Below are 25,447 nucleotides of genomic sequence, written 5' to 3' on the forward strand. Positions count from 1 at the left end.
TGCGGGGCAAACCGGAGATGCCAGGCCCGATTCTTGCTGGTATGTATGGTGCATAAGGAACATAAAACATTTATCAGGCAATCTACCTGCTATTTTAAAAATAATTAGAAGAAAAAATAATTTAGGCACAAAAATAGTTGCTACCGTTAACCGATGAATAGTTGCCGTTCGCAACTATTTTCTTGTACCGAACATGCCCCGGCGCAACAATAATCTCAGCAAAAAGCAAAGCCGTGCGACACACGGCAGGTCGAGAGGAGACCGCATGCGGTATCTGGTAATGGTCAGTCACGGAACGCTCGCTCCCGGACTGCACAGTGTCCTCAAGATGCTCGGCAATGACGCCCCGAACATCTTGTCGACGAGTCTCGTGGACGGCATGGGCGCTGACGAGTATGTCGAGAACGTCAAGGCGATGCTCGCTCCCGTTACCGCCGATGACGAGGTTGTCCTGCTTGGTGACATCCTGGGCGGATCGCCGCTCACCAATGCCATGAACACGCTGGCCGAGAAGGGTTTGCTCGCCCACACCATTGCCTTCGGCGGTATGAATCTGCCCATGGCTATGACCGCCATGATGGGGCTTGCCACCATGGACCTGGATTCCCTCAAGCAGATGATGCTGCAGGAGGGCAAGAACGGTATGTCCGAGCTCGTTGTCCCGACCGATGACGCCGACGACGAGGACGACGACATCTAGGCAGCGCATCCGCCCAAATTTTCGTGATGGAGCGGGGGTTAAGAGGAAAGACCCCCGGTGATAAAGAAAGGGAGAACGCATGATTTCGTTCATCCGTATTGATGACCGTATGATCCATGGACAGACCGTTACCCGTTGGGCCCTCGAGTATCCCTGCGACGGTCTTATCGCCGTCAACGACGCTGCAGCGTCCAACCCCGTGCTCAAGGAGGCCTACAAGAGTGCCTCGGGCAAGAAGACGTTCGTGTGGACCAAGGAGCACTTCAAGGAGGTCTCCGAGAAGGTTCTCAAGTCCGACACCAAGTACTTCCTGATCACCAAGAACCCGCTCGACATGAAGGAACTTCTCGTCGATTTTGGCTTTAAGCCCGGCATGGACCGCATCATCGTCGGTCCCTGCAACGATCGTCCCGGCACCACCAAGCTTGGCAACAACCAGTCGATCACGCAGGAAGAGGCCCAGGCGCTCGAGGATCTCACCAACGCCGGTTACACGGTCGAGTTCGCCCTTATCAAGGAGAAGTCCATCGGTGAGTGGCCCAAGTTCCGCGGTCAGTTTGGCTTCTAGTTAGGTGCCAGCCGCATTTTGGTATCTACAGCCCTTGGTGAAAGGGGCTGAGGAATAAAGAAAGGGGAAAGCATGGCAATCAATGCATTCCAAGCCGCGCTGTTCGGCCTGTTCGCCTGCCTGGCATCACTGCCTGGCATGGGCGGCACGACGATCGGCAACTACACTCTGGGTCGTCCTCTGGTCGCCGGCCTCATCGTCGGCATCATCATGGGCGATATGCAGACGGGTATCCTCGTCGGCGCTGCCATCCAGGTTGTCTACATCGCTCTCGTGACCCCCGGCGGAACCGTCTCCGCCGACGTCCGCGCCGTGTCCTATATCGGCATCCCGCTGGCGATCCTCGCCATCAAGAACTCGGGCATCGATCCCGCCTCCGCTGAGGCTGCCGGCATGGCCGCATCCCTCGGTGCCGCCGTCGGCACGCTCGGCACTGTGCTCTTCTATGGCACCGCCACCATCAACCTGGTGTGGCAGGGCATGGGCTGGAAGTGGCTCGAGAAGGGCGATCTCCACAAGCTCTACCTGGTCAACAACGTTCTGCCTTGGATCGGTCACATCGTCTGCTCGTTCCTCCCGACGTTCATCATCACCATGGGCGGCACCGCCATGGTCGACCTCATGAAGACCTACATGCCCATGGACGGCATCGCGATGAAGACGCTGTTTACCGTCGGCTCGCTGCTGCCTACCGTCGGTATCGCCATCCTGCTCAAGCAGGTCATCTCTAAGCCCACGGACTTCCTGACGTTCTTCTTCGGCTTCACCCTGTCCGCTGTTATGGGCTGCAACCTGATCGCCGCTGCCGGCATCGGCTGCTTCTTCGCCCTGATCAACTATGAGATCGCTTCGCTCAAGATCGACCTCGCAAACGCTCCCAAGGCAGCTATCGCCTCGGGCTCAGATGATGAGGAAGAGGAGGACATCTAATGGCAGAGAAGAAAAAGCTCTCTAAGAAAACGCTTGCCAAGTCGTTCCGTAACTGGTCCTATGGCAACCTGACCTGCTTCTCGCAGGAGCACATGCAGACCTTCGGTTACCTGTGCGCCATGCTTCCGATTGTCGAGGAGCTCTACGACACGCCCGAGGAGCAGAAGCAGGCCCTCCAGACCTACTCCGCGTTCTTCAACACCGAGCCGCAGATCGGCACCATGATTGTCGGCGTCACCGCCGGCCTCGAGGAGGCTCGCGCAAACGGCGAGGCCATCGACGACGACGCCATCAACGGCATCCGCGCCGGCCTCATGGGCCCGCTCGCCGGCCTTGGCGACTCGCTGATCGTCGGTACCCTGATCCCGATCCTGCTCGGTATTGCCCTCGGTCTCTCGACCGGCGGCTCCCCGCTCGGCGCCATCTTCTATATTGTCGTGTGGAACCTGCTCATGTTCCTTGGCATGCGCTTTGCCTACAACCAGGGCTATGAGCTCGGCGGCAAGGCGGTCGAGGCCCTCGTCGGCCCCAAGGCCAAGGCTCTGCGTGATTCCATCGTGATGGTCGGTACCATGGTCATCGGTGCAGTCGGTGCTACCTGGGTCTCCATCACCTGCAGCCCCAACCTGGTGCTGCCCGGTGGCGGTAAGTTCCAGGACACGCTCGATGGCATCTATCCGCACCTGCTGCCGATGATCTTCATCATCTTCTGCTGGTACATGATGACCAAGAAGAAGGTCAACCCCATCGTTATGATGCTGATCCTCGTTGTGATCGCATTTGTGGGCGTTCTCATTGGCTTCTTCGACCCGGCACTGAGCTACTAGTCATCATCCCCTGGCCCCCTGTAAGGCCGTGCGGCCTCAACCGCACGGCCTTCTGATTTTGCGCCGCCCTTCAAGGGCAATATGGCTAGCGACCTCCATCGCCTACACGACACCCGCTATATTGCTCTTGAAAGATGACGTATTCGACAAACGATGCACTTGCGCATGATGCACACTTTGCACGAGGAGGACCATATGCACGAGAAACATGGACACGACCTTTCGCGCGACGACTTGATTCGCGAGGCAAAGATGCAGACCGATGCTATTCAGCGGCTCAATGTTTGGCTGCGCCTGGGCTATTCGCTCGTGGCGATTGGCTTTTTGATGGGGATGTGGGGTATGCAGGGCGGCCCCGGCTGGGGTGTCCCCGTGGGCATCGTGTGCCTGGTGGTGGGCACTCCGCTTTCGATCGTGCTTAAGGTCGGCACGACCAACGCCAAAAAGAATGTCGAGCGCATGCTCGAGGCCGCTGGTGTCGACGTTGAGGAGCTTATGCGACGCAAGAAGGACGAGCAATAGACTTCCGCGTTGGGGTATCATAAAAAAATTGTTGCGAATGTTAACTAATGTACGGCAAATGACGGTTTTATGGCCCTTCTAGAGTTGCAAAGGACAATATCCCCAGTGGATTACGATGACGTCGCTCGAAAACTGATTGTGTACTCACGTTCCCTTGCCAAGGGATCCTTGAGTGCTGCCGGCGGCGCCAGTGTGGGCGAGGCACCGGTTTTACAGTATCTATCGGGTATTGACGGTGATGTCATTCCCTCCGAGATTGCCAAGAAGCTGAAATTCTCCCGTGCGCGCATGTCGCATATCTTGGATTCACTCGAGAGTAAGGGTTACGTTCAGCGCAGGACTGATCCAAACGATCGTCGGCGTGTGCTGGTGAGCATTACCGAGGAAGGCCGTGATTTCGCGGCGAAAAAAAATGCCGAGAGTGTGGCATCGCTCTCGAAACAACTCTCAGCGCTCGGCGAGCACGATGCCCAGGAGCTCGTGCGCATCCTGAATAAAGCTTACAGCCTTACCTATGATGCCGACGACTACCTGGACAATCTATAAGGATAAAGACAGACATTTAGGTGCATCTTGAAATGCACCCGGGACAGTTGTGCCCATCAGCCACCGTCAACATCTCATTCCAAACCAAATCAGCCAACGTACGTCATGGCAATCCCCGGTAGGTTGCAGGATGGCGGCTGAGCCTTTCCCTCGGGAAACTTCGCGAAGCCCAGTTCCCGAGGGAAAGGTATGGTCTGTGTAATACCAGACAAACAGTACATTTTTGCTAGATTGGTATTTGACTGAAGAACCAATTGGTATGGCTTATTAAGCCCACCTTGCCGTTGACGCTTATTTTGCTGCCGCTGGGAGAATTCCGAACTTGGGTGCGCAAGTGCTCCCATATGTTGATATGACCTAGTAGGTGGCTATCTGGTTACTATCAGTTGGCCCCTTGGTAACGGGTGGCCCCCATTGTGCGGAATGTACCGAACATCTCCGTTTGATACGTTTTCCCATGCTGCCGGGGGGCGTCCTCGGCACCTCAGCATGTCGGAAGAAAGGAGACCAGATGCGCAGGAATTCCATTTTTACGAAACGGTGGGTGAAGGGAAGCGCGGTCCTCGTTGCCACTGCAGCGACGCTCGTGTTTGCCAATCCCCAGCAGGCGATTGCCACGCCACTCAAGGGCGTCGACTCGGCGACCGTGTCCCAGTCTGCCTCGAATGTCGTCGACATCGATTTCGCTGACGGCATCAAGGGCCGTATTACGTTCCTCGAGGACGGTATTTTCCGTTATAACGTCGACCCCAAGGGTGAGTTTTCCGAGTACGCCACGCCGCGTAGTAAGTCCCACACGGCTAAGATCCAGGCTCAGCCCGATACCTCGGACACCTACAGCAAGCCGAGTGCGACGGTTGCCGACAAGGGCGACACTATCGAGATCACCGGCGGAAAGGCGACCGTGATCCTGGACAAGGCGACTGGCAAGATGAGTATCAAGTCAGGCGACCGTGTCGTGGTTTCCGAGTCCGCGTCCCTCGACCTTGATAAGAAGGGTACCGTCCAGACGCTCGCCAAGGAGAAGTCCGAGAACTTCTTTGGCGGCGGCACCCAGAACGGACGCTTCCTGCACACCAACCAGACCATCGCCATCTCCAACACGAACAACTGGACCGATGGCGGCGTTGCCTCGCCCAACCCGTTTTATTGGACGAGTGACGGCTACGGCGTACTCCGAAACACGTTTGCAGAGGGTTCCTACGACTTCGGTTCCACGGACTCATCGACGGTCACGACTTTGCACAGCGAGAATGAGTTTGATGCCTACTACTTCGTGGCGACCAACGAGGGCGCTTCGAACGTGGCAACCGAGATGCTGCAGGACTACTACAAGGTGACCGGTAACCCGGTACTGCTGCCCGAGTACGGGTTCTACCTTGGTCATCTTAATGCCTATAACCGTGATGGCTGGTCAACGACCTCGGGTCAAAAGAAGTGGGAGACCAAGGGCAGCAAGTCCTCGAGCGAGAAGGGCGACGTTAAGTACGAGTCTGGCATGTCGACGGGCTACAAGCTCGACGGCACACTTGCGGCCGAGACGCTCAACGGTGAGGGCCCTACGGTTGATACCGAGAACATGAAAGCGACCGATTTCGACCGCCAGTTCTCTGCTCGTCAGGTTATCGATGACTACGAGGACAACGACATGCCGCTCGGCTGGTTCCTGCCGAACGACGGTTACGGCGCCGGCTATGGCCAGAACGGTTACTACAAGACCGGCGGCGTCAACTCCGACGGAGCGAGCTCGGCCGACCGTCTTAACGCTGTGCGTGCCAATGTCGACAACCTTAAGAAGTTCACCGAGTATGCCAACTCCAAGGGTGTGAGCACGGGCTTGTGGACCCAGTCCAACCTTGAGCCCGACAGCAACCCTGAGACCCCGTGGCATCTGCTTCGCGACTTCGACGCCGAGGTCAAGACGGGAGGCATCACTACCCTTAAGACCGACGTTGCCTGGGTTGGATCTGGCTACTCCTTTGGTCTTAATGGCATCAAGACAGCTTATGACACGGTGACGACCGGCGCTAACAAGCGCCCCAACATCATCACGCTCGATGGTTGGGCCGGCACGCAGCGCTTTGGTGGCATTTGGACCGGCGACCAGTATGGCGGTAACTGGGAGTACATTCGCTTCCATATCCCCACGTATATCGGTCAGAGTCTTTCGGGCAACCCCAACATCGGCTCCGACATGGATGGCATCTTTGGCGGCGACCCCATCATCTCTGCGCGTGACTACCAGTGGAAGACGTTCACGCCCTCTATGCTTGACATGGACGGTTGGGGCACCTACCGTAAATCGCCCATGACGCACGGCGATCCCTACACAGGCATCTCGCGCTTCTACCTCAAGCTCAAGGCGCAGCTCATGCCCTATATCTACACGAGCGCGGCCTCGGCGGCCAACATCGACACGGGTAACGGCGATGCCGGCCTGCCCATGATCCGCGCCATGCTGCTTTCCGACAACTCCGAGTACGCCGCAAGCACTTCGACGCAGTACCAGTATATGTTCGGTGAGAACTTCCTAGTGGCACCGGTGTATCAGGATACCCAGGCAGACGAGAACGGCAACGACATTCGCAATGGGATTTACCTCCCCAACTACGGCACCGACGAGAATCCCACCATCTGGATCGATTACTTCTCGGGTAAGCAGTATCGCGGCGGCCAGGTTCTCAACAACTACGAGGCTCCGCTTTGGAAGCTGCCGCTGTTTGTGAAGGCCAACGCTATCGTGCCGATGTACGCCGAGAACAACAACCCCGAGGCCGTGAGCGACACCAACACCAAGGGTACCGACCGCAGCCAGCGTATCGTCGAGTTCTTCGCCACCGAGGGCGACGGCACCTTTACGCAGTACGAGGACGACGGCTCCTCCATCGAGAACAACACGACTGAGGACGATTCCTACGGCACGATCGACAATATCTCCTACGGTGAGCATGTGAGCACCGTCTACAGCTCCAAGGCCGCAGGCGGCACCGCGACCTTTACCGCCGAGGCCTCGCAGGGCGGCTACAACGGCTACGACTCCAACCGCACCACGACCTTCGTGGCCAATGTGTCCGCCAAGCCCACGAGCGTTGTCGCCAAGAACGGCGGATCCGCACTCAACGTGGTTGAGGTCGACTCGCAGGAGACCTTTGACGCCGCGACCCCCGAGGCCGGCCAGGCGGTCTACTTCTACAGCGAGACCCCCAACCTCAACCACTACGGCAGCGATGCGGACGGCACCGAGGCCGAGCAGGGCGAGAGCTTCAACAACACCAAGATCACCACGAACCCCAAGGTCTACGTCAAGTTCGCGAAGACCGATGTTGCTGCAGCGGCGCAGACGCTTGAGCTGGGCGGTTTCGTGAACGCCGACGCCACGCTCACAGCCGATCGCCTCAACGAGAACCTCTCCGCACCCACGAACCTTGCTGCCCCCGAGGACGCCACGACCCCAACGAGCATCAAGCTCACCTGGGGAAAGGTCGATGGTGCTACCTCCTACGACCTTAAGGTCGACGGCACTGTGTTTGCCGTGGGTGATGCGGCCGAGTTCACGCACACCGACCTCGCCTACAATAGCAAGCACACCTACCAGATTCGTTCGCGCAACGCCGAAGGTTACTCCGCCTGGAGCGATGTGCTCGAGGCGAACTCCGCACTCGATCCGTGGCGGAACGTCCCCGACGCCGAGGAAATCACCTGGGAGGGCTCACTTTACGGCAGCCATAAGGCCGAGCTCGCCTTCGACCATGAGTTCCAGTCGGGCGACGGCGGTTTCCACTCCGGTGGCAACGATCTGGGCAAGGCGCTTACCGTTGACTATGGACGCGCTTACAAGCTCGATAAGCTCGAGTACTATCCGCGCGATGACGCCGGCAACGGCACCGTGACCAAGATGCGTGTTGAGACGAGTCTCGATGGCGTCCACTGGACGAGCCAGGAGGTCGATTGGGCACGTTCCGCTGATTGTAAGACGGTAGCGTTTGACGGCACCGTGGCCGCCCGTTACGTGCGCATGACACCGCTCGCCTCGGTCGGCAATTTCTTCTCCGCGTCCGAGATTGCCATCTACAAGACCGACGGCACGGATGGCTTCGCCGTGGGCTCCAACCTCAACAAGGCCACGATCTCCGACGGAGACTACTCCAACATGAAGAACTATCTGGGCCTCGAGAATCGCGAGCCCGATACCCCGACGTTCGGTTCGCAGATCCGCGACCACTTCGCCGACCTCAACGATAACGGCGTTTACGACGTCTACGATTACTCGTTCACCATGGCGGGTCTTGACGGCGGCACTAAACAAAAGGGCAAGGTCGCAGGTTCGCTCGCGGTGATTCCGAGCAAGACCGAGGTCGAGGCCGGTGATGAGATCACCGTTGATGTCTATGCGGCCGACGCCAAGAACGTCAACGCCCTGGGCGCCCTCGTCAACTTCAAGAGCGACCAGTTCGAGTTTGTGTCCGAGAGCATCGCGCAGGACGGCTCGACTGCCGGCATGGAGAACCTGTCTCGCGAGAAGGTCCAGTTCGTGGACGGAACGCAGACTATCAATCTCGCCTTTGCCAACCGCGGCGATGGCAAGCTCTACAACGGTACTGGCGCGGTGGCGAGTTTCAAGCTCAAGGCCAAGACCGCCGGAAAGGTCGAACTGCCCTCGACATCTTGGCTTATCGGCCCGGCATGCGACGCACTTGAGTTTGCGAGCGACGGCACGGTGACGATGCCGGACGTTCCTCAGCCAACGGTCGCCGAGTACGCCCAGGATGCCTTCAACATCACGATGACCAACGATGAGCTCACGACCGACGACGGGACCAACGTCGAGAAACTTATCCAGCAGAAGAGCTATAACGCGCTGTTCGATAATAACGAGGGCGACAACGGCTTTGAGTTCCTGTGGAACTGGAGTGGCAACTGGGACAGCGAGGGTAAGCTACCGAGTTACGTGAAGCTTCCCACCACGATGACATTCGCATTTAAGACGCCGTCGAAACTCGATAGCGTCGAGGTCGTTAACCGCAACGGCGGCAACGGAACCGTACAGAAGATCAAGGCCGTCGTGACGTTCGAGGATGGCTCGATCCAAGAGTTCGCGGGCGGGGAGTACGATTCCTTCCTGGCTCGCTACGCCTTTGACCTCTCTGCCGAGAACAAGGGCAAGAAGGTGACTAAGGTCGAGGTCACGCCGCTTGAGGCATCGGGTGACCAGATGCTCACACTGCGTGAGGTCAACTTCAACTACACGCAGGGTGTCGAGGCCATCGAGGGTGTCGAGCTAGGCAAGAACCAGACCGAGTTCTTTGAAGGCGACATTACGCCCGTCGACGCCAAGGCTACGCCTGAGAGCGCTGGCTACCCCTATGTGACGGTCGAGAGCTCCGACCCCTCTGTGGTAAGCGTCTCCGCTGTTCAGGCTGGCGATAGCGTGAGCTACTACCTGCGTGCCAACAAGGCCGGCAAGGCAAAGATCACGGTGGCGTCGGTACTCGACCCCTCCAAGACCGCATCCTATGAGGTCGAGGTCAAGGCTGGTGTCGATACCTCTGCGCTCGTGGCAGCGCTTTCCAAGGCCGCGGGCTACAGCGAGTCCGTCTACACCAAGGATTCCTATGCAGCTCTCACCACTGCGGTCGAGGCGGCTCGGAAGCTCCTCGACAGCGGCCAGGGCAGCTATAGCAAGAAGGATGTCGCAGACGCCACTGCCAAGATCGAGAAGGCAATCGACGGCCTCAAGATGCGCCCTGTCGATGAGAAGATCCTCATCAACACGCCCGAGAACCGCAAGAACGTCAAGGTGGCCGACTTCTCGAGTGAGGCCGACTACGAGGGCAGCAACGCCGTCAACGCTCTCGACGGCGACGAGCGGACGCTTTGGCACAGCGACTGGGCCCATGGGACCGGTATGCCCCAGTATCTGAGTGTCGACCTGGGCCGCGACTACGATCTCACCGACGTTACATTCCTGCCGCGCCAGGACGGCGGCACTAACGGCGATATCTTCGAGGCCGAGATACTGGTCTCCGACACTGCCGACGGTTATGAGATGGGCACCGCCGCGTCGATGGGTACGTTCGCCTTCGACAACGACGGCCGCGTGCTCACCGACCGTGGCGACTGGAAGCAGATGAGCTTTGGCGCCGCGCGCGGTCGCTACGTGACCGTCAAGGTGATTCACGCCGGCGGTGGCGACGTTGATGCCTACTGCAGCATGGCGGAGCTCAAGTTCTACGGTACGGCCGTCCCCGATCCGGTGGCGAAGGATGATCTCGCTACCGCGATCGAAAAGGTTGATGCCGAGGTTGCTGCCGGCGACCTCAAGGCCGGTGACTACACCGAGGCCTCCTGGACGGCGCTCGAGAACGCCCTGGCGAGCGCCCGCGCCATCTTGAGCGATGAGGACGCCACGCAGGACGAGGTCGACCAGGCGCTCAGGGCGCTCGAGAGCGCCCGCGGCGCGCTCGAGAAGACCCCGGTGGTCCCGGTCGAGAATCCGACTAAGAAGCAGCTCAAGGCCCTGGTCAAGCAGGCGAAGGAGACTGACACCAGGGGCAAGACGGACGAGTCTGTCAAGGCCCTGACGGATGCCATTACCTACGCCGAGGACGTCTTGGGTGATGAGAATGCTTCCGACACCCAGCTCCAGGCGGCCTATGACCAGCTCAAGCTGGCCATTGAGAGCCTCAGGGATGCCGACTCCGGCAACCAGGGCGGCTCGGGCAACCAGGGTTCCGGCAATGGCTCGAACGGCGGCAACCAGGCGGGCAAGCCCGCAGGCGACAAGGCCCAGGGCAGCAAGAAGAACGGTTCGGCGATCCCCAATACCGGCGACCAGACGGCGGCGACCGTCGTGACCGTCGGTGGTCTCGGCGCCATCATCGCCGCGATCGGCGCTTTCTTCCATCGTCGCAGCAAGGCCAAGTAGCCCCAGCAACAGCTAAGCAAGCGTGCCCGCCGTCCCACCCAAGGACGGTGGGCATGCTTTTTGAATGTAGGCGGAAAGCTCCGACCCTTCGGCCTTAATCTCGCAAAGCATTCCGTCTCTCACCGAACACATCGGCATCGGTGGCTATACTTGAATTATTTGCAGTTAAGGGTCGCGGATTCGCTGCGTCACCGCTCTCAACAGGAGGTCTATGTTTATGGCAGATCAGAAGCCGGTTGTCGGGATCATCATGGGTTCCAAGTCCGATCTGGGCGTTATGGAAGGCTGCACCGCCGAGCTCGAGGCACTGGGTGTGCCCTATGAGCTCGTCATTGCGAGCGCGCACCGCACGCCGGCGAAGGTCCACGAGTGGGCTTCGACTGCCGCCGATCGCGGTATCAAAGTGATTATCGCCGCCGCCGGCAAGGCCGCTCACTTGGGTGGTGTCGTGGCTGCCTTTACGCCGCTGCCGGTTATCGGCGTGCCTATGAAGACGAGTGACCTGGGCGGTATGGATTCGCTGCTGTCGATGGTGCAGATGCCTTCGGGCGTGCCCGTGGCCTGCGTTGCCATCAACGGTGCCAAGAACGCCGCCATCTATGCCACACAGATTCTGGGTGCTTGCGACCCCGAGTACCGCAAGGTTATCGAGAAGATGAAGCAGGAGATGGCTGACGCCTAAGCGTTCCGCCGTTTCACCGCAGTATAAGGAGAGCCATGTCCGATTATCAGGGAAAACGATTCAAGGCTTCTCAGATTCCCGATCCGTCGAAGCCGGGTGCTGCCCGTGCGGCACAGCAGGGTCGGACATCCTCTCCTCAGCAGCCGCGCGCGCCGCGCCCCGTGACACCGGCGACGCATCGTCGACAGGACGCGCCGGCCGCATATCGTCCTTCGTCTTATAGCTCCGCTAAGAAGCCGCCCCGGTCTTCATCGCATGCCGCGCCGTCGGATCGCACCGAGCCGCCGCGCAAAAAGCGCCACTCCATTATTCCCATTCTGCTCATCATCATCGGTATCGGTCTGATTGTCGCCGCCGCCGCTATTTTTATTAATGCCCAGATTGGCTATAAGCAGGCGAGCGATTCGTATCAGAAAATCGAGAAGCAATATGTAAGCGATAAGGACGCCAGCGGCGTGCCGATTATCGACTTTGATGCGCTTGCTCAGACGAACCCCGAGATTGTGGGTTGGATTTACGTGCCGGGAACCAACATCAACTATCCCGTGGTGCAGACCAACAACAACTCCAAATACCTCAACACGCTGTTCGATGGCACGTCTAACGCCTCGGGTGCCATCTTCTTGGATAGCGATGACACCGCGCCGGGAATGGTCGACCAGCAGACCACGATCTACGGCCACCATATGAACGATGGGTCGATGTTCAACGTGATTTCGGATACGACTGACCAGGCAACGTTCGATAGCATTGAATATGTGTACTACATCACGCGCGATGCGACGTATAAGTTGCGTCCGCTGGCGACCAAGGTGGTCGAGGACACGTATGCCAAGGCGCGCACGACCAATTTTGAGGGCGACGACGGACTCAAGAACTACCTGTCCGAGATGCTCGACGGCGCTTCTGCCGTGGCGAGTGATGCCACCGATCGTGCCGCTTCGGCAACTAAGGTTGTAACGCTTGTGACCTGTCGTTCGCTGTCGCTGAGCAACACACGCGCCGTCATGGTGCTCACGCCGGTCGAGGAATAAGTTGTTCGAGAGTAGCTAAAAAGGCCCCGTCCCAAATTGGCTACTCGACGACGGTAAGGGAGAAATGATGCTCGAGAGTGGCAAATTGATGCCTTCGATTGATGCTTGGCTGCGCGAGGCCAAGGCCGATGCTTCGGCGGCAGGCTGTGGGATGTATCTGACGCATAACGGTGTGGTGCGCGCGACGCCCAAGGCTGAGGTGCGCGGAGTCGAGACCGATGGCGTGGCGCCAGGCCACAGGGTGGGCGGCATGGTCTTTGACTACGACGCCGAAAAGGTACGGTCTGCTATCGAGACTACGCGCGCGATGCCGGGTATCGGCTATGTGCGCGTGTGGCTGGCAAGCGGCGAGCTTACCGTAGGTGACGACATCATGCTCGTGCTTATCGGCGGGGACATTCGCCCACACGTGGTCGATGCACTGCAGGCGCTCGTTGGCACCATCAAGAACGAATGCGTGAGTGAGGTCGAGCGCGAGGCATAGAGGATTGCGTCGATAGAAGGATCGTTTATAAAAATGCCCACCGGTACGTGTGATACCGGCGGGCATTTTGCGTTTTGGGCGCGGCGGGCGCTAAACGCGCGTGGCGTCCTTGGGGCTCATGGTCATGCTCTGGAAGCGGTTCTCCATGTAGTCGTTATCGAAATACTTGCCGTAGAACTGTGCGACGGGAATGTCCGGCTCCGTGCCGTTAACGCGCTGGTACCAGTAGTCGAGCGACTGCAGCGTCATGACGCCGTCGACCAGCATAATGACGGTAAAGATGACGGTGGCCGAGTAGCGGCTCTTCCAGGGGATCTTGTTGATGAGCTTAAGCAGCCTCGGTAGCAGCAGCTTGATCCAGATGAGGCCACCTAGGCCCCACAGGCAGGCAAAGCCCGTGCAGGTGCGTCCGCCCGTGAGGACCACGAGCGGATCGGGCAAACCAAACAGCGTTATGTGCGAGTAGCTCCACGAGACCACGCCAAACGCGGTCTGCATAAACCAGCCCACGAACACCTCAAAGCTCGCGCCGAGCACAGCGCTCACCAGGAAAATGATGATGGGGTTCTTTTTGTAGAAGCGGTTAAGCACCATGGTCATGAGCACGGCGCCAAATCCGTAGATGGGGCTGAAAGGGCCAAACAGCATGCCGGCGCGGTCCTGGTAGACGCCCGGGTCGTTGACCGTCATGTGCCAGATGTCCTCCAAGATAAGTCCCAGTACGCAGCAGACGAAGAATACCCAGAACAGGTTGAAGTAGTTGAGCTTGATGTAGCCCTCGCCGGTCTCATCGCGGCCGAGCATGCCCTCGGCGGCGGCATCGCGGTCGAGCATCTCCTGCAGGCGGCGCTGCAGCTCGCGCTCCTGACGCAGCGTGGGGTCGACGGTGGCCGAAAGCGCGATGAGGATGCCGAGCTGAATAGCGGGGCGCAGCAAGAAGGGCCCGATACCCTGGAGCATCACGTCGACCAAAAGCTCGACGACGGTGAATGCAATAAGGATGTAGGACAGGCGGGCGGCGTTGCGGCGCTGGTTTTTGATAAGGTCCAGGCCAAAGATGATTAGGATGACGGCACTTGCCGCAGAGAGCATGATGCCGGCGACGATAAGGCCGACTGCGACGAGCGTGTTGTCGCCGAGCTTTTCGGTGGCGTTGCCGTTAACAAGTGCCGTGATGACCTGCCACATAAAGGCAGCGACCGACGGGAGCGTGCCCACGCCGGAAAGGATGCACAGGACGGCGTACACCTTAATGATGAGGGGAATCTTCTTGACCTCTGTGGCGCTGGGGACGCTAGGGTCGAGTTCGTTTCGATCCATACAGAACCTTTCTCGCTTTGTTGTAGGTTATAAGGATACGCCGCCGACCTGCCAAAAGACAGGACGAACGTCCCAATTGCAACTTTGTAATCCCCAACGGCAGACGCGGCGGCCATCTGGGGGCGCGGGCACTTACACTGGACAGACCGATAAAATGTTTGGCAACAAAACTGATTATTAGCTCGGTGGGCTTTTAAAAAGCGCTGCTCATGCGCTGGGGAGCACGTCGCGCCGTGCGTATAATAAGGCGGGTAACGCCAAAAATACGAGGCTCTGAGGGGATACCATGTCTCAAGAAACCATCCGCGCGGCCGAGCGTGCCGCGGGACAGGTGAACACCATGTCGACGTATGATCCGGACTCCGACCAGCTGCATGAGGAATGTGGCATTTTCGGCGTATGGGCGCCCGATCGCGACGTGGCTCGACTGACGTACTTTGGCCTGCGTGCGCTGCAGCACCGTGGCCAGGAATCGGCTGGAATCGCCGTGGGTGACGGCGGCACGGTTATGGTCCGCAAAGATCTGGGCCTGCTCGACCGCGTGTTCTCCAACGCCGACCTGTCGACGCTCTCCGGCCAGCTGGCCGTGGGCCACGTGCGCTATGGCACCGCCGGCGCCAAGAGCTGGGAAGCCTCTCAGCCGCACCTCTCTACCATCAATAGCGTCATTATCGCGCTCGCGCACAACGGCACCCTCGTCAACACCGACGAGCTGCGCCGCCAGCTGATCGAGCTGGGCGTGCCGTTCCTCTCCAATTCGGATTCCGAGGTCGCGACCAAGCTCATCGGCTACTTTACCCAGCGTACGGGCCACCTGCGCGAGGGCATTCGCAAGACCATGGAGCTCGTGCGTGGCGGTTATGCCATGACGCTCATCAACGAGCAGGCGCTCTACGCCTTCCGCGATCCGCATGGCATTCGCCCACTGGTGTTGGGCAAGCTGGTGGACGAGGGCCTGGACCAGGCCGATGCCGCATCCGTTTCGCAGCTGCCGTCGCAGGACGGCGCCGCGACGGTTGACGTTGCCACCCATGTCACCCGCGCCGGCGGCTGGGTCGTCGCCTCCGAGACTTGTGCGCTCGACATTGTGGGTGCCGAGTACGTCCGCGACGTCCGTCCCGGCGAGATTTTGCGCATCAGCGCCGAGGGCCTTGTGTCCGAGCAAGGCGTGCCTGCCGCCGAGGAGCCTGCTAACTGCATCTTTGAGCAGGTCTACTTCGCTCGCCCCGATTCCATCATGAACGGCAAGAGCGTCTACGCTTGCCGTTATGACATGGGTCGTCAGCTGGCACATGAGGAGCCCGTCGAGGCCGACCTGGTCATCGGCGTGCCCGACTCCGGCCTGCCGCCCGCGGAGGGCTATTCGCACGAGAGTGGCATTCCCTTTGGTGAGGGCCTTATCAAGAACCGCTACGTGGGTCGTACGTTTATCGAGCCTACGCAGGAGCTGCGTGCCATGGGCGTGCGTATGAAACTCAACCCGCTGCGCGACAACATCGAGGGCAAGCGCCTGGTCGTCATCGACGACTCCATTGTGCGCGGCACCACCATGGTGCAGCTCGTCAAGATGCTGCGCAACGCCGGCGCCAAGGAGATTCACATTCGCATCAACTCGCCCGAGGTCATCTGGCCGTGCTTCTACGGTATCGATACCGACGTGCAGTCGCAGCTCATCAGTGCCAACAAGACGGTCGATGAGATCTGCGAGTACATTGGCGCCGATTCGCTGGCCTTCCTTTCGGTCGAGGGCCTGCTGAAGGTCATGCCCAAGGGCGGCTACTGCGACGCGTGCTTTACCGGCCGCTATCCCGTGGCGATTCCCGAGAGCTTTGGCCGTGACAAGTTCATGGAGGGCTTTAAGCCCCGCAACCTGGACAAGCCGCTGCACTTTGACGACGACGCCGTGGTCGAGAAATATGTCGACCGCAGCTGGGAAGAGGAGCACGGCGAGGCCTAAAACCTGCCATGTAGGGACAGGTTTATTTTGGCAGGTTTTATCTGCCGTTTTGTTGATATGACGGCGCGTGCTGTTATGGTGCGCGCCGAAATGAACGCAAATATGAGCACCGTTTGGCGCCTGCGCGGCGCCACGGTAGTGGGAGAGGAAGGCTCTGATGAGCGACAGCAAGCATGTGACGTACGAGGACGCCGGCGTCGATACCGCCGAGGGCGGCCGCGCCGTCGACGCTATTAAGCAGATGGTCAAGGACACCAACCGCCCCGAGGTTATCGGCGGCATCGGTGGCTTTGGTGGCCTGTTCTCGGCCGCCGCGCTCAAGGATATGGAAGACCCGATCCTGATCAGCGGCACCGACGGCGTGGGCACCAAGCTCGTGCTCGCCCAGATCATGGACCGTCACGAGACGGTGGGCCAGGACCTGGTCGCTATGTGCGTCAATGACATTTTGGCTTCGGGCGCCGAGCCGCTGTTCTTCCTGGATTACGTTGCCATCGGTCACATTGAGGCCGAGCACATGGCAAAGATCATCAAGGGCGTGGCCGACGGCTGCAAGCTCGCGGGCTGCGCGCTCGTGGGCGGCGAGATGGCCGAACACCCGGGCGTCATGGCTCCGGCCGACTACGACCTCGCCGGCTTTACCGTGGGTGTTGTCGATCGTCCCAAGATGCTCGACCCCGCGAACGTTCGCCCCGGCGATGTAATCCTGGGCCTGCCCTCCACCGGCGTGCATTCCAACGGCTACTCGCTCGTGCGCAAGGTCATTGGCGTCGACGGCATCAAGCCGGGCACGCCCGAGGCCGCCGCTAAGGCCGAGGAGCTGAGCCGTCCGCTCGAGGAGCTCGGCGGCGCATCGCTGGCCGACGCCCTGCTGGCCCCCACGCGCATCTACGTCAAGCCGATTCTGGAGCTGCTGCGCGGCGGCGTCAACGTGCATGCTATCGCCCACATCACCGGCGGCGGTATTACCGAGAACCTCAACCGTGCACTCGCCGACGACGTCGACGCCGTGGTCACTCGCAACGGCGCCGAGATGGGTTGGGACGTTCCGCCCGTCATCACCTACGTGTCGCGTCAGGCCGAGCTCGCGCCCAACGAGGCATGCAAGACCTTCAACATGGGCGTCGGCCTGTGCCTGATCGTCGCCCCCGAGGACGAGGCCGCGGTTACCGAGGCCCTGGTCGCGCTGGGCGAGAAGCCGTTCCGCGTGGGCGAGTGCGTCGAGGGCTCCGGTAAGGTCGTGTACTCCGATGAGCGCTAACGAGCAGATGGCTGCTGCCGAGGGCCTGGGCTTTGTGCCCTACGCCCGTCCGACCGGCACCGATACGGCCGAGCCGCTCAAGATCGGTGTGCTCATCAGCGGTTCGGGTACCAACCTGCAGGCGCTGATCGATCTGATCGCCGCCGGCAAGCTCAACGCCTCGATTGAGCTTGTGGTGTCGAGCCGTCCTTCGGCTAAGGGTTTGCAGCGCGCTGAGCGCGCGGGCATCCAGACACTTACGCTGTCCAAGGATGTCTATGCCGACCCCATCGCGGCTGACGAGATCATCGCGCATGAGCTGCTCGAGCGCGGCTGCGAATATGTGGTCATGGCCGGCTACATGCGCATGGTGCACACGCCTCTGCTGGCGGCGTTTCCCAACCGCGTGGTCAACTTGCATCCGGCGCTGCTGCCGAGCTTTACTGGTGCGCATGCGATTGACGATGCCTTTGCGCGCGGCGTCAAGGTAACTGGCGTGACTGTGCATTTTGCCAACGAGGTCTACGACAACGGTCCCATCATCGCCCAGCGTGCGCTGGCTGTTGAGGAGGGCTGGGATGTCGACACGCTCGAGGAGCACATCCACGCGATTGAGCACGTGCTGTATCCCGAGGTCGTGCAGATGCTCGCCGACGGCCGCGTCCACGTGCTGGAGAGCGGCAAGGTCGCAATTGACGCGCCTCGCGGCTAGCGGTGCACAGTACAATTTAGTTGAGTGGTCAGGGTGGTCATTGGCGCCAAGGCGCGCGTGGCCACCTTTTGTTTTGGGCGGTCATTGGGGACGTTCTTAAACGACTAGCCGTTTAAGAACGTCGCAGGTGACTAGGTGAGAGAGGTGAGCGCATGGCGGATAACGAGGCGCTGTTTACGCCTGAGCTGGTGTTTTTTGATTGGGAGTGCGCGGCGCCAGATGAGGTGTTTGCGCGGCTCGAGGGCGAACTTGCCCCACGCGGCTTCATTGCACCCGGTTGGCTCGACGCTGTCCGCACGCGCGAGGATGCCTATCCCACGGGCCTTGCCATGCCGGCGGCCAACATCGCCATCCCGCATACCGATCCGGGGTTTGTGGCCAAGCCCTATATCGCGGTGGTGAAGCCCGCCGCGCCCGTGACATTTAACGCTATGGCTGGCATGGGCGCTCCGGTGCCGGCGCAGATCGTCATCAATTTGGGTATTGCCGAGCCGGGCGGCCAGGTCGAGGCCCTGCAGGCGCTCATGAACATCTTTATGGACGCCGATGCCGCAGCCGACGTGCTCGGCCAGACCACGTCCCAGGGCATGGTCGACGCCATCCGTCGTCACTTCTAAGGTGGAGCTGAGTCGGCACTTGGGGACTGTCCCTAACTGCCGGCAGAAAAGGACTGTCCCCTTTGCACCAAAATGGTGCAGATTAACCTGTCTCCAATGCACCAAGCGTGCCGCGGGGGCTGCGTTGTGACACAATGGCGTTTGTTCGATTCGTTATGCGAAAGGCCAACTATGGCAAATAAGAAAAAGAACCCCGCACCCGAGCCGACGCCCGAGCAGCAGGCTCGCGCTGCCTCCAGCTCTCGCAAGAAGCAGCGCAAGACCCGCGTGTCCAAGACCGCCAAGATCGTCCTGGTGGTTATTGGCGTGCTGGCAATGTTGCTTTCCGTCTCGGCGATGGCGTGCTCCGGCCTTATGTCGCAGGCCGAGGACACCTCGGGCTACAAGCTGACCGGCGGTGTTGCTGCTACTATCAACGGCACCAACCTCACCGAGGACACCGTGACCAAGCAGATCATGAGCACGCGCACGTCCTACGGCTACACCAAGGACAAGGACTGGGCGCAGTATCTGGTCGACAACGACCTCACGCCCAAGAAGTACCGCAAGCAGCTCATCGACTCCTACACGCAGCAGATTCTGCTTCAGCAAGCGCAGAAGGAAAACGGCGTGACCGTCTCGGACGAGGAGGTCGAGAAGGCCTGGAAGGACGCCTGTAAGAGTGCCGGCGGCGCCAAAGCCTTTAAGAAGACCCTCAAGACCTACGGCTATACCGAGGATACCTACAAGGATTCGCTCAAGGAGAGTCTGGCGCAGCAGAAACTCAAGGATGCCGTCGCGCCCACGAGCAAGCCCAAGGACAGCGAGATCGTCGATTACATCAACGAAAACCTGTCCAGCTACAACGACGCCCGCCGCTCGTCGAACATCCTGATCAAGGTTGATTCCGACGCTTCCGACGAGGACAAGGCTGCCGCCAAGGCCAAGGCGCAGGAGTGCCTGGACAAGATCAACTCCGGTGAGCTGAGCTTTGAGGACGCCGTTGAGCAGTACTCCGAGGACACCGGTTCCAAGGAGAAGAAGGGCGATGTGGGCTGGGATAAGCTCACCACCTTTGTCGACAGCTACCAGACGGCGCTCGAGGGGCTCAACAAGGGCGACGTGAGCGAAGTCATCGAGTCGACCTATGGCTACCACATCATCAAGTGCACCGACTACTTCCATGTCGATAATCAGGTTGATGACATCAACCAGGTGCCCAAGGCCATCAAAAAGTACGTCTCCAACGTGGTGAAGACGCAAGCGGCTAGCACCGCGTACAGCGAGTGGCTGGAGCAGTACAAGAAGGATGCCGACATCACCGTCAACCCCATGCCCAAAGACGTGCCATACAACGTCAGTCTGAAGGGCGTTACCAAGAGTTCGACCGACGATTCGTCGACGACTGAGTAATCATGGGGCGGTGCTCGCGCGCGTACCGCCCACGCTATTAGAGAGGATTAGCAGATGACCAACGAAGAGCTGCAGAAGGAAATGATCGCGGCCATGAAGGCCAAGGACAAGGTTCGCCTGTCCATCATTCGCCAGGTTAAGGCCGAGGTGAAGAATATCGAGGTCAACGAGCGCCGCGATGTGACCGAGGAAGACGTCAACAGCATGATCAAGCGTCTGATCAAGCAGACGAGCGAGACGCTGGAGATGTCCATCAAGGCCGGCACCGACCAAGAGCGTACCGACAACCTGACCGAGCAGGTCAAGATTCTGGAGAGCCTTCTGCCCGCGCAGGTTTCGGGCGAGGAGCTCGAGGCCCTGATCGAGCAGCTCATCGCCGAGCTGGGCGCCACGTCCAAGAAGCAGATGGGCCAGGTTATGGGTGCACTCGGCAAGGCCACTGGCGGCAACTTCGATAAGCCGGCCGCGGCAAAGATCGTCGGCGCAAAATTGGCGTAATTTGTTAAGCGGTTTTATCAAACCGCGTAACGGCTCGACGCTGCAAACCCGTACACACGGCAATCTGACGTTCAATTTCAAGGGCGCGACCATAAGGTCTGCGCCCTTTCATTTCACGTCACCTTGCTCGCGTGTACGGGTTTTCGCTGACTTATGCTCAACAAGGGCGGTTAGATTATTTTTGGGTCTGATGAAGGGCGCCTCCCCTGGCTGGTTATTGGGCGCTCATTGGGGACAGACTTAAATGAGTGCCCAATGAGCAGATACTCATTTAAGTCTGTCCCCAATGAGTGGGCGGAAGGTTGCGGGTTCTTTACGGGAATGTAGTGTGGGCTGCGGAAACGTGGTTCTTTCCGTACAATAGTTCAACTCGTGTAAACGCAGGGAAGGGACATTCATGGCAGACATGATCGAGATCAAGCATCTCAACAAGTACTTTGGCGACCTGCATGTGCTCAAAGATATCAATCTCACCGTCAAGCGCGGCGAGAAGCTCGTAATGATCGGGCCTTCCGGCTCGGGCAAGTCGACGCTCATCCGTTGCGTCGATTATCTGGAGGAGCCCACGTCGGGCGAGGTCATCATCGACGGTACGCCGCTTACCAAAAAGAATCACCTGGAGATGGCTCGCAAGTATAGTTCCATGGTGTTTCAGCAGTTCAACCTGTATCCCAACATGACGGTGCTGGGCAACCTGACGCTCGCGCCCATCAAGCTACAAAAGAAGAGCAAGGAGGAGGCGACCGAGATCGCCATCGCCGCGCTCAAACGCGTCGGCATGGCGCATAAGGCCGGCGAGTATCCGCAGAACCTCTCGGGCGGTCAGCAGCAGCGTATCGCCATCGCCCGCGCCCTGTGCACCAAGCAGCCCATCATCCTGTTTGACGAGCCGACCTCGGCACTCGACCCCGAGATGGTCCAGGAAGTTCTGGACGTCATGATCGAGCTTGCGCAGGAGGACATCACCATGATCTGCGTGACGCACGAGATGGGCTTTGCGCGCCAGGTGGCCGACCGCGTCATATTTATGGAGGACGGCCGCATCCTGGAGGAGGGCACGCCCGAGCACTTCTTCGATAACCCCGAGAACCCGCGCTGCCGCGAGTTCCTGTCCAAGATTCTGCACTAGGCGCGGTGATGGACATGACGGATATGACGAGGGCGGCCGTGTCGCGCCGTCACTTTTTGCAGCTGGCGGGCGCCGGTATGCTTGCGCTGACGGGGACCGCGCTTACCGGTTGCGGCAACTCCACCAGCGGCGAGGGCTCCGACAAGGGGTCCAAGCTTGCGGCCATTAAGTCGCGTGGCCATCTGAATGCCGGCGTTAAGAAGGACGTTCCCGGCTATGGCTATTACGACACCGCCAAGGGCCGCTTTGAGGGTATGGAAGTCGATTTGTGCTACCAGATCGCCGCTGCCGTCTTTGGCGTGAGCTACAAGGAGGCCCGTGCCCAGGAGCTTGTCGAGTTTACCGATGTAACGCCCAAGACGCGCGGCCCGCTGATCGATAACGGCCAACTTGACGTGGTCGCGGCGACCTATACCATCACCGACGAGCGCAAGAAGAGCTGGGATTTCTCGACGCCGTACCGCACCGACTACGTGGGACTCATGGTCAAGAAGCGTTCGGGCTTTACCTCGATTGAGGACTTGGACGGCAAGGTCATTGGCGTGAGCCAGGGTGCCACCACGCAGGGCCTGATCGAGCAGATGATCAAGGACAACGGCTTTAGCTGTAAGCCCGAGTTTAGGGCCTTTAGCGGCTATCCCATCATCAAGAGTTCCCTCGACGCCGGCAATATCGACGTCTTTGCCATGGACCGCTCCACGCTGGCCGGCTACATGAACGAGACCGTTGAGCTGCTGCAGCCCGAGGTCAAGTTTGGCGAGCAGGGCTACGGCGTGGCGACCAAGAAGGGCTGCGACCTTTCGGCCGTGGTCGATCAGGTGATTTGCGATCGCCTGGCCGACGGCTGGCTCGACCAAGAGGTCAAGACCTGGGGTCTTGTATAGGCGCATCGTCCAAGGAAGGAATCAAATGCTCGAAGGATTATTTGACGCCGACCGTTGGTCGACGACATTTCAAAACATGGGGCCCTTCTGGGAGGGCTTTGGCGTGACGCTACAGGTGGTCGTTGCCGGTCTGCTGCTGTCGCTGGTGCTGGGCACGCTGCTGGGCGTGTTCTCCACCACCCGTTCGCGCGTGCTGCGCGCCATAAGCCGCGTGTACGTGGAGTTTTACCAGAACACCCCGTTGCCCGTACAGGTGCTCTTTATGTACATGGCCGGTCCGCAGTTTTTGCAGGCCATAACCGGTGCCGACCAGCCGGTGCGCATCGCGCCGTTCGTGCTGGGCTTCTTGGGTGTGGGCCTGTATCACGCGGCCTACATTTCGGAGGTCATCCGCACTGGTATCGAGGCCGTTCCGCGCGGTCAGATGGAGGCGGCCCAGAGCCAGGGCTTCACCCGTGCGCAGGCGTACTGGTACATTGTGCTGCCTCAGACATTCAAGATCATTCTGCCGCCGCTGTGTAACCAGGCGCTCAACCTGGTCAAGAACACGTCGGTGCTGGCGCTTGTGGCCGGCGGCGACCTTATGTACCGTTCCGACAACTTTGTGAGTCTGTACGGTTACCTGCAGGGATACATCGTCTGCTGCCTTATGTACTTCATCATCTGCTTTCCGCTCGCCATGCTGGTGCAGTGGCTCGAGCGCCGCTCCAAGGAGCGTCCGCGCGGCGTGAGCCTGGCCGAGCTGGGGCTCGACAACGTAGAGGAGGCCTAGCGCATGGAAATCTTCAACGCGACCAACCTGCTCTACATTTGGGGCGGCTTTGTTAAGACGATCGAGATCTCGGCGCTGTCGATCTTTTTCTCGCTCATCTTTGGCACGGTGCTGGCGCTCGTTAAGAGCTATGCGCCCCGCCCGTTCCGTATTTTGGTGAGTGCCTATATCGAGCTGTTCCGCTGCACGCCGAACCTGCTGTGGATCCTTTTTATCTACTTTACGGTGCAGGGTTTGGATATTGTGATTTCGACCATCGCCTTTACGCTCTTTACCAGCGCTGTTATGGCCGAGATTGTGCGCGGCGGTCTCAACTCGATTCCGCGCGGCCAGTTTGAGGCAGCGCAGAGCCAGGGCTTCGGCTTCTTTGCCACTATGCGTTACATCATTCTGCCGCAGACGTTTAAGACGATCATTCCGGCGCTGTTTAGCCAATGCACGACCGTCATTAAGGACAGCTCGTATCTTTCGGGCATTAACGTGGCCGAGCTCATGTACACGGCAAACGTCGTGATGGCCCATGCGATCGACCTGTCGCAGGTGCTTATGCTCTACGGCCTGGTGTTTGCGATGTACTTCGTGCTCAACTTTGGTATCTCGCTGCTGGTTCGCGCATATCAGAGGCGAATGGTGGCAGCGTAGAATGTGGCAAAGGGACAGTCCCTTTGTCACATAGAGAAAGGAATCGCGATGAGCGATCTGGAGAACAAGAAGAGTCCTGTGGTCATTACCATCGCGCGCGACTTTGGTGCCGAGGGCCACGAGATTGGACGCATCCTCGCCAACGAGTTGGGGATTCCTCTGTACGACAACGAGCTGCTGGTGCGCGCGTCGCTGCGTGCGGGCGAGTCACTCGATAAGATGGCCGCCTATGACGAGCGTCTGGCTGTGGAGAACATGGCGTTTCTGCCCGACCGCTACGACGCGCGCTCGTACTCGGACAAGTTGTTCCAAAAGATGAGCCAGGTGATTTTGGACTTGGGCGAGACCGAGAGCTGCATTATCGAAGGCCGTCTGTCCGATTACCTGCTGCGTAACAACCCCAACCACATTGCCGTGCTGGTGACCGCCCCCTTTGAGGACCGCGTCGAGATTGTGCGCAAAAAGCGCGGTCTCAACAAAAAGAAGGGCGCCAAGCTGGTCAAGCAGCAGCAGAAGGCGCGCGAGGCGTTCTACAAGCGCTACAGCGCCGGCAAGTGGAAGATGACGAGCGGTAAGGACATCGTCGTCAACCGCGCCAAGCTGGGCCGCGAGGGCTGCAAAGACGTTATCGCCGCTGCCTACCGCTACAAAGTAGCGCAGCTCGAAGACTAACCGACCAAAACCACCACAAAGGGGACAGGCACCTTTGTGGTGGTTTTTGTTTTAGGCCGAGGGGAAGGCCTTGGCGGCAGTGCCTATCCTCGGCTTTTGCATAGTCTCGATCTGTAACACCAAGCCAGCGAAAATGGCTCTAACTGTTACAGATTTAGATGAACCGTTCGGCCGTCAGCCCAACGTCTTGATCTGTAACACCAGGCGGCATATTTGGTCTCTAACTGTTACAGATTGAGATGCGGAGTGGGCGGCCGGCACAATATCTCGATCTGTAACAACTGCAGGGCTCAACGGACTCCAACTGTTACAGATTGAGACAAAACGATCAGGCAAGTCCAAAACCACCACAAAGGTGCCTGTCCCCTTTGTGGTGGTCGGTCGACCGGCATAG

The 25,447-nt window shown here is 59.3% G+C and carries 22 protein-coding genes; 21 read left to right on the forward strand and 1 reads right to left on the reverse strand.

Going from position 1 to position 25,447, the window contains the following annotated elements; all coding sequences use genetic code 11:
- The first annotated feature begins 265 nt into the window (after positions 1 to 265).
- The 10 genes from I2G43_RS02285 to I2G43_RS02330 all read left to right on the forward strand — a co-directional run bounded on the left by I2G43_RS02285 (position 266) and on the right by I2G43_RS02330 (position 13,218).
- Positions 266 to 700 carry a PTS sugar transporter subunit IIA gene (locus I2G43_RS02285; RefSeq protein ID WP_089572603.1) on the forward strand — a complete coding sequence of 145 codons (435 nt, stop codon included), beginning with the start codon at positions 266 to 268 and terminating at the stop codon, positions 698 to 700.
- A 79-nt stretch (positions 701 to 779) separates the two neighbouring features.
- Entirely contained in the window at positions 780 to 1,268 is a 489-nt protein-coding gene (locus I2G43_RS02290) for a PTS system mannose/fructose/N-acetylgalactosamine-transporter subunit IIB (RefSeq protein WP_089572604.1), read from the forward strand.
- A gap of 72 nt (positions 1,269 to 1,340) precedes the next feature.
- Positions 1,341 to 2,198, forward strand: a complete 858-nt coding sequence (locus tag I2G43_RS02295; protein WP_089572605.1) for a PTS mannose/fructose/sorbose/N-acetylgalactosamine transporter subunit IIC — start codon at positions 1,341 to 1,343, stop codon at positions 2,196 to 2,198.
- Positions 2,198 to 3,025 (forward strand): PTS system mannose/fructose/sorbose family transporter subunit IID, encoded by an 828-nt coding sequence (locus I2G43_RS02300; protein ID WP_117646152.1) that lies wholly within the window; start codon positions 2,198 to 2,200, stop codon positions 3,023 to 3,025. The genes I2G43_RS02295 and I2G43_RS02300 overlap by 1 nt, the downstream gene beginning before the upstream one ends.
- Positions 3,026 to 3,220: 195 nt before the next feature.
- Positions 3,221 to 3,547, forward strand: a complete 327-nt coding sequence (locus I2G43_RS02305) for a hypothetical protein (protein WP_117646153.1) — start codon at positions 3,221 to 3,223, stop codon at positions 3,545 to 3,547.
- A gap of 105 nt (positions 3,548 to 3,652) precedes the next feature.
- On the forward strand, positions 3,653 to 4,093 hold the full coding sequence (locus I2G43_RS02310; protein ID WP_158550938.1) for a MarR family winged helix-turn-helix transcriptional regulator: 441 nt from the start codon (positions 3,653 to 3,655) through the stop codon (positions 4,091 to 4,093).
- Between the two features lie 511 nt (positions 4,094 to 4,604).
- Positions 4,605 to 11,018, forward strand: a complete 6,414-nt coding sequence (locus I2G43_RS02315; protein WP_195534939.1) for a discoidin domain-containing protein — start codon at positions 4,605 to 4,607, stop codon at positions 11,016 to 11,018.
- A gap of 217 nt (positions 11,019 to 11,235) precedes the next feature.
- Positions 11,236 to 11,700, forward strand: coding sequence for a 5-(carboxyamino)imidazole ribonucleotide mutase (gene purE, locus I2G43_RS02320; protein ID WP_006235810.1), 465 nt, complete (start codon positions 11,236 to 11,238; stop codon positions 11,698 to 11,700).
- Positions 11,701 to 11,735: 35 nt separating this feature from the next.
- The gene (locus tag I2G43_RS02325) at positions 11,736 to 12,734 is read left to right on the forward strand and encodes a class B sortase (RefSeq protein ID WP_117646156.1); all 999 of its coding nucleotides are present in this window, start codon (positions 11,736 to 11,738) and stop codon (positions 12,732 to 12,734) included.
- 67 nt (positions 12,735 to 12,801) lie between these two features.
- Entirely contained in the window at positions 12,802 to 13,218 is a 417-nt protein-coding gene (locus tag I2G43_RS02330; RefSeq protein WP_117646157.1) for a molybdenum cofactor biosynthesis protein MoaE, read from the forward strand.
- 90 nt (positions 13,219 to 13,308) lie between these two features.
- Here the strand turns inward: I2G43_RS02330 and I2G43_RS02335 are convergent, their stop codons facing one another.
- Positions 13,309 to 14,538 (reverse strand): putative ABC transporter permease, encoded by a 1,230-nt coding sequence (locus I2G43_RS02335; RefSeq protein WP_117778665.1) that lies wholly within the window; start codon positions 14,536 to 14,538, stop codon positions 13,309 to 13,311.
- A gap of 286 nt (positions 14,539 to 14,824) precedes the next feature.
- On the opposite strand from I2G43_RS02335, the gene I2G43_RS02340 reads away from it, so the two are divergent.
- The 11 genes from I2G43_RS02340 to I2G43_RS02390 all read left to right on the forward strand — a co-directional run bounded on the left by I2G43_RS02340 (position 14,825) and on the right by I2G43_RS02390 (position 25,053).
- On the forward strand, positions 14,825 to 16,495 hold the full coding sequence (locus tag I2G43_RS02340) for an amidophosphoribosyltransferase (RefSeq protein WP_195534940.1): 1,671 nt from the start codon (positions 14,825 to 14,827) through the stop codon (positions 16,493 to 16,495).
- Positions 16,496 to 16,652: 157 nt separating this feature from the next.
- Positions 16,653 to 17,756 carry a phosphoribosylformylglycinamidine cyclo-ligase gene (gene purM, locus I2G43_RS02345; RefSeq protein ID WP_195534941.1) on the forward strand — a complete coding sequence of 368 codons (1,104 nt, stop codon included), beginning with the start codon at positions 16,653 to 16,655 and terminating at the stop codon, positions 17,754 to 17,756.
- Complete coding sequence (gene purN / locus I2G43_RS02350) at positions 17,746 to 18,447, forward strand: phosphoribosylglycinamide formyltransferase (RefSeq protein WP_195534942.1); 702 nt, start codon at positions 17,746 to 17,748, stop codon at positions 18,445 to 18,447. Before purM ends, purN begins: the two co-directional genes overlap by 11 nt.
- A 152-nt stretch (positions 18,448 to 18,599) precedes the next feature.
- Positions 18,600 to 19,064 carry a PTS sugar transporter subunit IIA gene (locus I2G43_RS02355; protein ID WP_195534943.1) on the forward strand — a complete coding sequence of 155 codons (465 nt, stop codon included), beginning with the start codon at positions 18,600 to 18,602 and terminating at the stop codon, positions 19,062 to 19,064.
- A 171-nt stretch (positions 19,065 to 19,235) separates the two neighbouring features.
- Entirely contained in the window at positions 19,236 to 20,456 is a 1,221-nt protein-coding gene (locus I2G43_RS02360; protein ID WP_195534944.1) for a peptidylprolyl isomerase, read from the forward strand.
- Positions 20,457 to 20,510: 54 nt separating this feature from the next.
- Positions 20,511 to 20,954, forward strand: a complete 444-nt coding sequence (locus I2G43_RS02365; protein ID WP_195534945.1) for a GatB/YqeY domain-containing protein — start codon at positions 20,511 to 20,513, stop codon at positions 20,952 to 20,954.
- A 397-nt stretch (positions 20,955 to 21,351) separates the two neighbouring features.
- Positions 21,352 to 22,083: an amino acid ABC transporter ATP-binding protein gene (locus I2G43_RS02370; protein WP_055251548.1), complete on the forward strand. Its 732-nt coding sequence runs from the start codon at positions 21,352 to 21,354 to the stop codon at positions 22,081 to 22,083.
- 8 nt (positions 22,084 to 22,091) lie between these two features.
- Positions 22,092 to 22,967 (forward strand): transporter substrate-binding domain-containing protein, encoded by an 876-nt coding sequence (locus tag I2G43_RS02375; RefSeq protein ID WP_082435536.1) that lies wholly within the window; start codon positions 22,092 to 22,094, stop codon positions 22,965 to 22,967.
- A gap of 25 nt (positions 22,968 to 22,992) precedes the next feature.
- On the forward strand, positions 22,993 to 23,739 hold the full coding sequence (locus tag I2G43_RS02380) for an amino acid ABC transporter permease (RefSeq protein ID WP_035136546.1): 747 nt from the start codon (positions 22,993 to 22,995) through the stop codon (positions 23,737 to 23,739).
- A 3-nt stretch (positions 23,740 to 23,742) separates the two neighbouring features.
- The gene (locus tag I2G43_RS02385) at positions 23,743 to 24,381 is read left to right on the forward strand and encodes an amino acid ABC transporter permease (RefSeq protein ID WP_006235796.1); all 639 of its coding nucleotides are present in this window, start codon (positions 23,743 to 23,745) and stop codon (positions 24,379 to 24,381) included.
- 48 nt (positions 24,382 to 24,429) lie between these two features.
- Complete coding sequence (locus I2G43_RS02390; protein ID WP_118094044.1) at positions 24,430 to 25,053, forward strand: AAA family ATPase; 624 nt, start codon at positions 24,430 to 24,432, stop codon at positions 25,051 to 25,053.
- The last annotated feature ends 394 nt before the right edge of the window (positions 25,054 to 25,447 follow it).

Source organism: Collinsella aerofaciens, from assembly GCF_015557435.1.
Classification (GTDB): Bacteria; Actinomycetota; Coriobacteriia; order Coriobacteriales; family Coriobacteriaceae; genus Collinsella; species Collinsella aerofaciens_Z.